General features: G+C 70.8%; 13 protein-coding genes. 5 read left to right on the plus strand and 8 right to left on the minus strand.

The window, feature by feature from the left end:
• Positions 1-51: 51 nt before the first annotated feature.
• The gene (locus HOV77_RS18930) at positions 52-576 is read right to left on the minus strand and encodes a GNAT family N-acetyltransferase (protein WP_290863741.1); all 525 of its coding nucleotides are present in this window, start codon (positions 574-576) and stop codon (positions 52-54) included.
• An 80-nt stretch (positions 577-656) separates the two neighbouring features.
• Complete coding sequence (locus tag HOV77_RS18935; RefSeq protein ID WP_290863742.1) at positions 657-1697, minus strand: site-specific integrase; 1041 nt, start codon at positions 1695-1697, stop codon at positions 657-659.
• Between the two features lie 609 nt (positions 1698-2306).
• On the opposite strand from HOV77_RS18935, the gene HOV77_RS18940 reads away from it, so the two are divergent.
• Positions 2307-3479: an arginase family protein gene (locus tag HOV77_RS18940; RefSeq protein ID WP_290863743.1), complete on the plus strand. Its 1173-nt coding sequence runs from the start codon at positions 2307-2309 to the stop codon at positions 3477-3479.
• 78 nt (positions 3480-3557) lie between these two features.
• A complete protein-coding gene (pip, locus tag HOV77_RS18945; protein ID WP_290863744.1) occupies positions 3558-4478 on the plus strand; it encodes a prolyl aminopeptidase in 921 nt (306 codons plus the stop codon).
• On the opposite strand, the gene HOV77_RS18950 is transcribed toward pip, so the two are convergent.
• The 3 genes from HOV77_RS18950 to HOV77_RS18960 are packed head-to-tail and all read right to left on the minus strand — an operon-like array spanning position 4393 to position 6780.
• Positions 4393-5391 carry a phosphotransferase gene (locus tag HOV77_RS18950; protein ID WP_290863745.1) on the minus strand — a complete coding sequence of 333 codons (999 nt, stop codon included), beginning with the start codon at positions 5389-5391 and terminating at the stop codon, positions 4393-4395. The two genes, pip and HOV77_RS18950, sit on opposite strands and share 86 nt — an antisense overlap.
• 11 nt (positions 5392-5402) lie before the next feature.
• Positions 5403-6041: a DsbA family protein gene (locus HOV77_RS18955; RefSeq protein WP_290863761.1), complete on the minus strand. Its 639-nt coding sequence runs from the start codon at positions 6039-6041 to the stop codon at positions 5403-5405.
• A gap of 31 nt (positions 6042-6072) precedes the next feature.
• A complete protein-coding gene (locus HOV77_RS18960; protein WP_290863746.1) occupies positions 6073-6780 on the minus strand; it encodes a M50 family metallopeptidase in 708 nt (235 codons plus the stop codon).
• Positions 6781-6957: 177 nt separating this feature from the next.
• Here HOV77_RS18960 and HOV77_RS18965 point away from each other — a divergent pair, with 177 nt between their 5' ends.
• Positions 6958-7812 (plus strand): phosphotransferase, encoded by an 855-nt coding sequence (locus HOV77_RS18965; RefSeq protein WP_290863747.1) that lies wholly within the window; start codon positions 6958-6960, stop codon positions 7810-7812.
• Here the strand turns inward: HOV77_RS18965 and HOV77_RS18970 are convergent.
• Positions 7809-8219, minus strand: a complete 411-nt coding sequence (locus tag HOV77_RS18970; RefSeq protein WP_290863748.1) for an HIT family protein — start codon at positions 8217-8219, stop codon at positions 7809-7811. The genes HOV77_RS18965 and HOV77_RS18970 overlap by 4 nt on opposite strands.
• Positions 8220-8285: 66 nt before the next feature.
• On the opposite strand from HOV77_RS18970, the gene HOV77_RS18975 reads away from it, so the two are divergent.
• Entirely contained in the window at positions 8286-8828 is a 543-nt protein-coding gene (locus HOV77_RS18975) for a YbaK/EbsC family protein (RefSeq protein ID WP_290863749.1), read from the plus strand.
• 58 nt (positions 8829-8886) lie between these two features.
• Here HOV77_RS18975 and HOV77_RS18980 read toward each other — a convergent pair whose 3' ends face one another.
• Positions 8887-9633, minus strand: a complete 747-nt coding sequence (locus HOV77_RS18980; protein ID WP_290863750.1) for a methyltransferase domain-containing protein — start codon at positions 9631-9633, stop codon at positions 8887-8889.
• Positions 9630-10559 carry a DMT family transporter gene (locus HOV77_RS18985; protein WP_290863751.1) on the minus strand — a complete coding sequence of 310 codons (930 nt, stop codon included), beginning with the start codon at positions 10557-10559 and terminating at the stop codon, positions 9630-9632. Before HOV77_RS18985 ends, HOV77_RS18980 begins: the two co-directional genes overlap by 4 nt.
• A 106-nt stretch (positions 10560-10665) precedes the next feature.
• Between HOV77_RS18985 and HOV77_RS18990 the strand changes: the two genes are divergently transcribed.
• Positions 10666-10977: a helix-turn-helix transcriptional regulator gene (locus HOV77_RS18990; protein WP_290863752.1), complete on the plus strand. Its 312-nt coding sequence runs from the start codon at positions 10666-10668 to the stop codon at positions 10975-10977.
• Positions 10978-11130 lie beyond the last annotated feature (153 nt).

Here is an 11130-nt window from a genome sequence, read left to right on the forward strand (position 1 = left end):
AGCCACCCCCAAAGCCCGCCGCCCGCGCGTACCCCCGTCGCGCGGGCGGCGTCACACGCCGGGAAGCTGCTTGTAGAAGAACGTCGTCGGCCGCAGCACACTCCACGGATCCGCCGAATGCCCCGGCATCACACCCAGCTCCACCCAGCCCGCCGACCGATACAAACCCTCCGCCGGACTACCCGTCTCCGTATCCAGCACCAGCAACGACACACCCAACCCCGCAGCCGCCGCCTCCACCGCGCCCAACAGCGCCCGGCCCACCCCACGACCCCGGGCGCGCGACGCCACCATGAACTTCGCGACCTCCGCCCGATGCCGCCCGTTCGGATACTCCAGCTCCAGCTTCAGCTGCACCGTCCCGGCCACCCCGGACCCGTCCCGCGCGACCCACAGCACCGTGCGCCCGCCCACGACCGACGGCTCCACACCCGACCACCACACACGCGCCTCGGCCAGCCCGAACGGCAGCAGAAACCCCATCGACGCCCCGCCCGCGACCGCGTCCACGAGCACCTCGGCCAGACCCTCCGCCACGGCGCCGAACCCGTCCGCCCCGATCCGCACAACCTCCACGTCCCGCATGCTAACCACAGCGGGCGGTGCGCCTTCGGCAGACGAAGCGGTGGGGCCGGCCGCCGGGCCGGCCCCACCGATCACAGATCGATCTTCGCATTGGGAGTCGACCGCCAACGGTCGACGTCATCCATGTAATCCAGCACCACGGCGGACCGCTTCGACCAGCGACCACCACGCGCGATCTCCACGATGTCACCACCCGCCGCGCGGGCATCAGTCGCCCAGCCCCGTCGCAACGAATGCGGAACCAGCTTGCCGTTGAGCTCGGCTGGGTCGATGTCGGCCAGCTCGACCGCCCGTTTGAAGATCTGCTCCACCGCCGTGCCGGACATCCGGTACGCCGTCCCGATCCCTTTCTGCTGCACCTTGCCGTACCTGACCGGACGGAACAGCGCACCCTCCTTGACACCTTCGGCGGCCAGTAGGTCGACCCACGCCTTCGCCGCCCGCACCGTGCAGTACTCCGGATTGGCGGAATAGGGGATGACGGTGACCGCGCCATGCCCATCTTGGTCGGTCTTCGACTTGGCCAGGTAAACCTCGAGACCCTGCGAGGTGAAGGTCAGGTCGCCGATCCTCAACACGCCCAACTCGGACCGGCGAGCCGCGAACCGGTAGCCGAGCAGGAGAATCGCGCGATCGCGTACGCCCGTCGGAGTTCCGAGATCACACGTGTCCGCCAGTTGGCGTACGACATCCGTCCGCGCGGCAGCAGCCCTCCTAGGACGATATCCCTGCTCGATCCGCACGTTCTTCAGCCCCCGCAGCGCGGCCGTGACGTATTCACTCTCCGCCCATGGCACGGGCGGGCGGTGCATCCGGTGCGCTCGCCGGATCGCCGCCATCGCGACACCGGCGGACGACGGGGCGCAGTCGGTGTTCACCGTCAGGTGATGGAGGTACGACACCAGCGTCTCCTCCGATGCCGGAAGGGGATTGCGATCGTTCTGCCCACACCACGTCGCAAAGTCCGACCAGGCCCGCTCGTACGCCCGGCGGGTGTTCTCGGCCAGCCCCGCCATGACGGTCTGCTCGGCGCCGTCGTCCACGATGCGGTCCCGAGCGCCGGCGGATCGGACCGGTTCCGATCCGCCGATAATTGCCAGCTCGTCGTCCACACGCCTCTCCTAACAATCTTGGGATAATGCATGTTAACACAAGTAAGCGCTCGGGCATCGCATTGCGGATTTGTCGTGTCGCATTATTGGATTTGATTTACTAGTAATCCAATAATTGCCAGTCGCCCGAGCTCAACCGCGCTGGCGGTCTCGCCAGCGTCGCTGAGCCGCCGCGTTGCACTCTCGACAGGTCAGCAACTTGCCTGACCCCGGGGCTCGCACGGAGCGGCTCAGCAGATTAAGAGCGCAGGGCGTCGTCGGTGTACAGAGCCTGTTGGTAAGGGTTCGAGGCGCGCGAAGATCACGTGCCCGTGCCGAATTGTCCGAGTTCCATGATCATGGTCAGTTCTGGACTGCGATAGCGACGCAGAACTGACCATGATCATGGACGGCCATGATCAGCGGAAGATTCGCGGTGCCATCACCCCACATTTTCTCCGTTGATCTCCGCCAACACTTAATTGATCTCCAAAAACTCCTCTGACCTGCGTAAACGCCCTCAGATCGCCGTAGAGCGCCGAAAACGCCCTGGTGAGGGGTAGGGACTAGGGCGAAACACGCCCAAAAGGCCCACCTGGGACTGTCAGAGGGTCCCGCTAGGGTCTGCGCATGATCCAGATCGCCGTCGTTATCGTCGTCGACCCGGCCGGCCGGGTGCTGCTGCAACTGCGCGCTCCGGACAAGGCGGCCTTCCCGGACCTGTGGGCGCTGCCGGGCGGTGTGGTCGAGCCCGGCGAGTCGCCGGAGGAAGCGGCGCGGCGTGAGCTGGTCGAGGAGACGGCGTTGCGGCCGGACGGGCCGTTCGTGTTCTTCGGGTACGACGTTCTGCCGGAGCGTGATGTCGAGCGGTTCGTGTTCGTCGCGGAGACGACGGCGTCGGCGGATGACTCGGTGCTCGGTGAGGGTGTCGCGTTGGAGTTCGCCGATCCGGAGTCCATCTGGGACGGTCGGGCTCTCGTCCACCTCGACGTGGATGTCCTAGGAAGATTCCTGGAGTCTCGCCGGAAACGGCCGGACAAGGCGCTGCTTGTGGTGCCGCAGTGGCAGGGTTCGTCGCGGCCGGATGCGCGCCGTCTGGCTGCGGGTGCCGGGTTGCTGGCCGGGCCGTTCGGGGCGTTGGAACATACGTTCGTCGAGGTGCCGGATGGCGTACCGCCGTGGTCTGCTGTGGAGGAAGTCGCCGCGCGGACGTCGAAGGCGGTCGCGGAGCTGGCGGGACGGTTCGTGGTGACGGTGGGTGGGGATTGTTCGGTGGACCTCTCCCCTGTCTCCGCGGCGTCGGCGCGGTTCGACGATCTGGTGGTGGTGTGGTTCGACGCGCACGCGGATCTGAACACGCCGGAGTCGTCGCCGTCGGGGGCGTTCCACGGGATGGTGGCGCGGACGTTGCTGGGTGAGGGTCCGCCGGGGTTGGTGCCGGAGCGGCCGTTGCGCCCGGATCAGCTGGTGCTGGTGGGTGCGCGTGATCTCGATGCGGGTGAGGTGGAGTTCGTGGCGCGGCAGGGTGTGGCGGTGGTGTCGCCGGAGGACGTGCTCGAGGTGGTGGGCCGGCGGCGGGTGTATGTCCATGTCGATTTGGATGTTCTGGATCCGTCGGTGTTCGGGTCGGTGGGTTTTCCCACGCCGGGTGGGTTGTCGGCGGCTCAGTTGACGGGCGCGCTGCGGGGGCTGGTCGCGGAGCGGGTGGTGGTGGGGGCGGCGGTGACGGAGTTCATGCCGGTCTCCCCCGCCGATCCGGCCGCGGAGGTGGCCTGGTCCGTGGTGCGCGAGCTGCTGGTTTAGCTGGTACGCCGAAAGGTGCGGTGGTCATCATGGGCAGGCCCTGATATAACAGTGCTGTTAGATCGTGAGGGGGCGGACATGGGGATGCTCGACGTCGGCGACGGCAACCACATCTTCTGGGAGGTGCTGGGCAATCCCGAGGGCAAGCCGGCGGTGTGCGTACACGGCGGGCCGGGGTCGGGGTCCGGTCCCTCCTGGGCGCGCCACTTCGACCTGACGAAGTACCGCGTTGTGCTGTTCGACCAGCGTGGGTGCGGCCGGAGCACGCCGAACGCGGCCGACCACGCCACGTCGCTCGCGGCGAACACGACCCGGCATCTGATCGCCGACATGGAACGGTTGCGGGAGCATCTGGGCGCCGAGCGGTGGCTGGTGTTCGGCGGTTCGTGGGGTTCGACGCTCGGTCTCGCGTACGCCGAGGCGCATCCGGATCGGGTGTCGGAGCTGGTGCTGTTCAGCGTCGTGACGACGACGGCGGCCGAAGTGGACTGGGTGACCCGGCAGATGGGGCGGTTGTTCCCGGCGGAGTGGGATCGGTTCGCCGGGCATCTGGAGCCGGCCGATCGGGATGGGAACCTGGCGGCGGCGTACGCGCGGCTGCTGAACGATCCCGATCCGAAGGTCCGGGCCGACGCCGCCGCCGAGTGGTGCGCGTGGGAGGACACCCATGTCGCCGTCGTGTCCGGTCCGGACCCCGATCCCCGGTACGCCGATCCGAGGTTCCGGCTGCAGTTCGCCCGGCTCGTCACGCACTACTGGGCCAACGCCGGGTTCCTGCCCGACGGTCAGCTGCTGGCCGACGCGGTCAAGCTGGCCGGGATCCCCGGTGTGCTGGTGACCGGGCGCGCCGACGTGAGCGGGCCGCCCGATGTCGCGTACCGGCTGGCTCAGCGCTGGAGCGACGCGGAGCTGGTCATCGTCGGCCCGGCTGAGCACGGTGCCGGTCATCCGGAGGTGAGCCGGGTGCTGCGGGACGCGCTGGCGCGATACGCGCGATGAGGGCGAGCTGCTCCGGGGTGGGCAGCAGCCGCAGCGTCTCGTCGATCTCGGAGTCGGCCCAGGCCCGGTCGTCGCCGTCGGTGTCCGGATCGGTGGCGATGCGGGCCTGGTGCAGCAGGAAGTTGAGCCGGTCGGCGAGCAGCATGGTGTAGTCGGCCGGGCCGGTGAGACGTCCCGGTCCCCCGGCGTCCACATAGGCGTCGTAGCACTCGCGCATCCGGTCCGGGTCGTCGGTGGTGAACCACGCGTACAGGGTCTGGATCAGCTCGCGGCCGGGTTCGGCCGGGCCGAGCTGGTCCCAGTCGAGCACGACGAGGTCGCCGCCGGGTCCGGCTTGGACGTTTTCCGGATGCAGGTCGCGGTGGCACAGCCGCAGGCGTGCCGGGTCGGGTGGGGTGAGGACGGCGGTCAGCCGGGGCAGGTCCTTGCGCAGCCGGTCCAGCCGCGCGGACCAGGGCCGGTCGGCGAACCCGGCGAACTGCGCGGGCTCCGGGGCCTGGTGGTACCACGGTTCCTGGCCGGACGCGGGGGGCGCGCACGAGTGCAGGCGGGCCAGGAGCACGCCGAGCCGGGCCGGGGTGTCTGGTGCTGCGGGGTCGACGGGGTGCAGGTCCACCCAGTCGTAGAGGCGCAGCAGTCCGCCGCCGGGCGCGGGGACGAGCAGCCGCCCGTCGCCGGCCGGGTGGGTCGCCGGGACGCGTACGCCGGCGGCGGTCGCGCGGCTGGTCAGGTCTAGTTCGGCGGCGAGCTGCCCGGCCGGTGGGGCGGCGAACGAGTGCTTGAGCGCGTACCGGCCGTCGCGGGTGCGTACCTGCCAGATCCGGCCGAGCGCGCCGCGGGGGCCCGGGGTGACGGCCACCTCGGAGTCCCAGCCGTATTCGGCGTACGCCGCCGCGAGCAGCGGATCGGTCACATGGTCCAGTATCAGCCCAGGCCGTTCTCGGCGAGGACCTTGTTCAGCTCTGCGGTCAGTTCGTCGCCGCTCATCTCCTCGGCTCCGAAGATCTGTGGCGCTTGCCCGGGGAGGTGGATCATCAACGTGGGATAGCCGGGCACGCCGAGGTCGCGTACCTCTCGCATCTCCCGGAGCGCACGTTCGTGGACCTGGGGGCTGTCGAAGGCCGTGACGACCTGGTCGGGGTCGAGGCCGAACTGTTCGGCGAGCGCGCGGTAGGTGTCGGGATCGGACAGCGAGTAGCCGTCGAGGAAGAACGCCGACTGCATCGCGCCCGCGAACTCCAGTGCCCGGTCCGGGGCCTGCAGGCTCAGGGCGATCAGCCCGTACGCGGGACCGTGTGAGTCCATCGTGAAGCTGCCTTCCTCGACCAGCGCGCGGTAGCCGGGGCCGAAGACGGCGCCGAGGGCTTCGGTCACCTTCTCGTTGGAGGTGGTGGTGAAGCGCAGGGCGTTGAACGGCTTGACGCGGTCGCCGACGCGCATGCCCGCCGACAGGACCCGGACGGTGATCCGGTCGGCGTTGTCGCGCGCGAACTTGTGCAGCGCGGGGGCGAACCCGTAGCACCATCCGCAGTAGCCGTCGAAGGCGTAGGTGAAGGGGATCATCACCCCGCGTACGGTAATCGAAACCCGGCGTCTACATAACCCGGTCTTGGATCAGAAGATATCCCCCGTACGCGAGGCAGGCGAGGTTCGCGGCGGCGAACACTGCGATCCAGAGCCCGGCCGGAATCCCGGTGATCCGGGCCAGCTGGTCGGGGTCCGAACCGGACCGTCCGCGGCGTCGCCGGGGCACTTCCAGCACCGGTTTCACGCCGCCGATCAGCAGGAACCACACCGCCACGTAGGTGATCGCGGCCTGGGTCGCCTCGGCGGTGTAATAGGACACCGCGAACACGATCGCGCCGGTGACGGTGACCGACAGCAGCCCGAACCAGTTGCGGATCAGCAGCAGCACTCCGAACAGCAAGATCAGCGCGGTCCACAGCAGTAGCGTCACCCGGCCCGTCGCCAGGACCGCTGCGGCCGCGAGCCCGAGCAGCGACGGCATCAGGTAGCCGGCCGACAGGGTCAGGACCATCCCGAGACCGCGTGGCTTGCCCCGGGCCAGCGTCAGCCCGGACGTGTCGGAGTGCAGCCGGATGCCGCGCAGCTGCCGCCCGGTCAGCACCGCGACGAGCGCGTGACCGCCTTCGTGGGTGATCGTGATCAGATTGCGGGCGAGCCGCCACACCGCGGGGATGAACACCGCGGCGAGCGCCGCGGCCGCGGTGGCCAGGATGAGGCCGGACGCCGGGGGCGCCTGCACGGCGGTGAAACGGTCCCAGAGATCGGAGAGGCTCACGGCGGCGCAGCCTACCCCAATCGGCTTTCCTGCGCCCCCGGCCCTCTCCGGATCTTCCGGAGGTCGGCCCGGGTATCGCGGCGAGCACCGCGACGGCCAGATACAGCAGCCCGCTCCCCCAGCGGACCGGAATATCCGCTTCGGCCGCCCGCCGGGCCCAGCGTTACGCTGCGCGGCGTGACAGCGCCGGTGCCCCGCCTCGACCCGTACGCGGCGATCGCCCGCATCGCCGAGACCACCGGTGTCCGGCTGCGCTATGCCGGGCGCTGCCCGGGTGGCGAGGTCGGGGCGGCGTACGTGCGCTGGCCGGACGGCACCCGGTCGGTGCTCACCAGCGGCCGGCCCGCCTCGGTGGCGCTCATCCCGGTTGCGCGGGCGGCCGGCATCCCAGCCCCGGACTATCTGCTGTGCGTCGACGACCTCGTCGTGCAGGAGCTGCTGCCCGGCGTACCACCGGCGACGCTCGACGACGACGTGCTCCGGCAGCTGCTGGCGGTTCACGACCGATTCGCCGGGCTGCTTCCCGACGGGTCTGTTCCCGGCGCAGGCCGGCCGCTTCTCGACCCGAGCCGGCCGCTGGAGCTTTTTCTGCGGCGCAGCGGGCCCGGGTTCTGCGTCCACGAGACCCTCGCCGCGTATGACGCCCGGACGCGGGCGCTGCTGGCGCGCGTACGCGAAGCCGGGGAGCAACGCGACGTGGCCGACGGCGACGACCTGGTGCACATCGACTTCCATCCCGGCAACACGCTGTTCGACGGCGGCACGCTCACCGGTGTCGTGGACTGGGACGGCGCCGGGCGCGGCGACCACGCCTTCGACTTGGTGACGCTTCGGTTCGACGTGGCGCTGCGGAATCCGGCGTTGCTGCCGGCGGTCGACGAGCGGCTCGCCGTGCTCGCTCCGGATCGGCTGCGGGCGTACTGGGCGCACATGAGCCTGCGGCTGGTCGACTGGGCGATCCGCCATCACGGCCCGGACGAGGTCGGCTTCTGGCTGCGTACCGCGGCGGACTGGCCGCTGGACGCGGCCTAGAACGCGGCCCGGATCTTCGCGGCGACGTCGTCGGCGTCTTGCGGCGAGGCGTACTTGGTGCGGGGCCAGAAGAATCCGCGCAGCCCGTCGCCCTTGGTCCGCGGCACGACGTGGGTGTGCAAGTGGGGAACGCTTTGGCTCACCACGTTGTTGAGCGCCACGAAGCTGCCCTGCGCGCCCATCGCGGACTGCACCGCCACGGCGATCCGCTGCACCTGTGCGAAGTAGGGGCCGACGTCGGCGGCGGGCAGCTCGGCCAGGACCGCGATGTGCTGTTTCGGCACCACCAGCACGTGGCCGGGGAACAGCGGCCGGATGTCGAGGAACGCCGCCACCAGGTCGTCGGAGTGCACCATGGCCGCCGGTTGCCGTCCGGCGGCGATCTCGCAGAACAGACAAGTCGCCATCGGCCGTCAGCCTACGCGCCCGCACCGACGCGGACCGGCGCCGCCGGTGGCCCCTATGCTGGCGGGATGACTGACACGCCCATCGGCCGGTTCGACGCCGCCTGGCCCGTGGCCGAGCGGCCCGATCTGGTCGCGCCGCCGGTGGCCGCCGCCCTCACCGGCTGGGCGCACGCCGCGTCGGTGCTGGTGGTCGACACCGACCCGGCCAACGCCGACACGGCCGTCTTCGGCGACGTGTACGCCGTCCCGCCGGAGCAGTCGGCCAACTGCGTCGTGGTGGCCGGGCGTCGTGGCGACACCACCACGATGGCGGCGTGCGTCGTACTGGCCAGCACCCGCGCCGACGTCAACGGCGTGATCCGTAAACGCCTCGACGCGCGTAAGGCGTCGTTCGCGTCCATGGACGACGCCGTCGCCCAGACCGGCATGGAGTACGGCGGCATCACCCCGATCGGCCTGCCGCCGCAGTGGCCGCTGCTGATCGACGCCGCCGTCGCCGGTACGCCATGGGTCGTCATCGGCAGCGGACGCCGCCGCGGCAAGCTGCTCGTCCCGGGCAAACTACTCGCCGAGCTGCCCGGCGCCGAAGTCCTGCCGCTGGCGAACTGACCTCTCCCTGGACCGCGGCGTCGCCGTCTGCGCGACAGCGGCGCGGGTGCGCGACGCCTCAGGCGGGACGCATGCGGTACACGCAGGTCCGGTAGGGCATGTCGACGACGTCCCGGCCGGCCAGGTCCGGGTGGGTGCCCGCCAGCGCCGCCAGGTCCCGTTCGAGCCGCGCCTGTTCGCCGGCGTCGGCGGTCAGGTAGTAGGAGCGGGACCGGGCCAGGTCGACCAGCGCCGCCGGGGGGATCGGCACGGTGTGCTCGAAGATGCCGAGCTCCGGCTCGGTGAACCAGGGCGTGACGGGCGCGTACGGCCAGCCCTGGTCGAGACCCCAGCCTTCGTTGCCGACGACCGCGGAGAACGCCGACACCCACGGGGTGCGCTCGTCCCGGATGTTCCACATCGGAGCGAACACGCCGCCGGCGCGCAGCACGCGGCCGATCTCCGGCAGCGCCCGTTCCGGGGTGAACCAGTGGTACGCCTGCCCGACGACGACCGCGTCGACCGAGCCGTCCGGCAGCGGGATGTCCTCGGCGCTGCCGGCCAGCACGTCGGCCGCCCGATCGGGGCTGGCGGTGGTCAGCCGGGCGGCGGCGACGGCGCGCATCTGCTCGTCGGGTTCGACCGCGGTCACCTCGTGCCCGGCGGCGAGCAGCACCGCGCCGAGCAGCCCGGTGCCCGCCCCGAGGTCCAGCACGCGCACCGGCTTGCCGCCGAGCGCCCACGTGATCGCCGACGGCGGGTAGGTGGGCCGGATCGTGTCGTAGAGGCGGGCAGCCGAGCCGAAGGACAAACCGGGGGTGATCATGCTTGGGAGCGTACCGGGACCTGGGGGACTCGGGCGGCGGCCGGTGCGGACACCCGCCGGTGGACGGCGGTCGCGCCGAGCAGCGCCACGACGGTGACCGCCGCGCCGGTCAGTTCGGCCGGGCTGAGCCGGGCTCCGCCGATCACGGCGATGACCAGTGCCACGATCGGCGTCAGGTTGATGAACAGCACCGCGGTCGTCGCGCCCAGCGAGCGTACGGCGACCGTCCAGACCAGCGCGGCGACGACCGAGCCGACGACGGCCACGTAGACCAGGTGCGGGGTGACCGACCAGACCGCAGCCGCGCTGGGCAGGTGTGCCAGCCCGGTGAGGTCGGCGACGGCGGTGACCGCGACCGTCACGACCGCTCCGCCGATCATCGTGAGGGCGGTGTAGCGCAGCGGGCTCCAGCCGGGGAACTTCCCCGCGCCGTAGGTGAAGATCGACCAGCCGAGCGCGGCGCCGAGCGCCATCAGGTCGCCGAGGCCGAACGCGCCGAAGCCGCCCAGGTGCCCCTTCGTGATGACCAGGGCGAGCCCGGCCAGCGCGGCGACCGCCAGGGCGAGGATCGCCGGATGGGGGCGTACGCCGTCCAGCGCCCAGCGCAGCAGCTGGGTGAGGATCGGCGAGGTGGCCGCCACCAGGGCGACGTTCTGCGGCGACGTGTAGCCGAGCGCGACGATGAGCAGGATGCTGAACGCGGCGAACCCGGCCGCCCCGTAGCCGGTGGCGGCGAGCAGGCGCCCTTCGTAGCGCAGCGCGCCGCGGCCTTCCCGCCAGACGAGGACGGCGGCGATGACCAGCGCGCCGAGGACGAACCGCAGGCTGCTGAAGTGGTACGCGTCCAGTTGCCGCAGCGCGGCGGCGAGCACGCTGAACTGGACGCCCCAGATGAGGACGGAGGTGAGGGCGGCGGCGCGGCCCATGGCGATCCCCTTTCGGACCAGGTATTGTTCGAGAAGATCCGAACAAGCTCCACCCTAGGAGCATGTTCGAGAAAAGTCGAACTATGGCCCGAGTGAGGACGGTCACGTGAACCCCGACGAACCGGCGCTGACCGAGGTCCCCGTCACCGCGGTGCTGTTCGCCCTCGCCGACCCCGTACGCCTGCAGATCGTCGGCGAGCTGTCCGGCGGCGGCGAGCACCCGTGCGGCCACCTCGGCCCCGACATGCCCAAGGCCACCCGGTCACATCACCTCAAGGTCCTGCGCGAGGCCGGGCTGACCAGCACCCGCCGCGAGGGCACCACGAAGTTCGTCCGGCTGCGCGCCCAGGAGGTCGGCGAGCGCTTCCCCGGGCTGCTCGACGCCGTCCTCCCGGTCCCCGCCGAACCCGCCCGTTGATCAGGCCCGCCCGGGGTCGATCAGGGCGCCGGGCACACGACACCCCGGGTGATCACGCCCGAAGGTGGCTCTTCGAGGGTTTCCGTGGGTGTGGGTGAGCATGTCGTATAGGTCTGCACCCCGTCTGACCTCTATGTTTCGGATTGTGATGAT

The organism is Hamadaea sp. (assembly GCF_013362815.1).
GTDB lineage: Bacteria > Actinomycetota > Actinomycetes > Mycobacteriales > Micromonosporaceae > Hamadaea.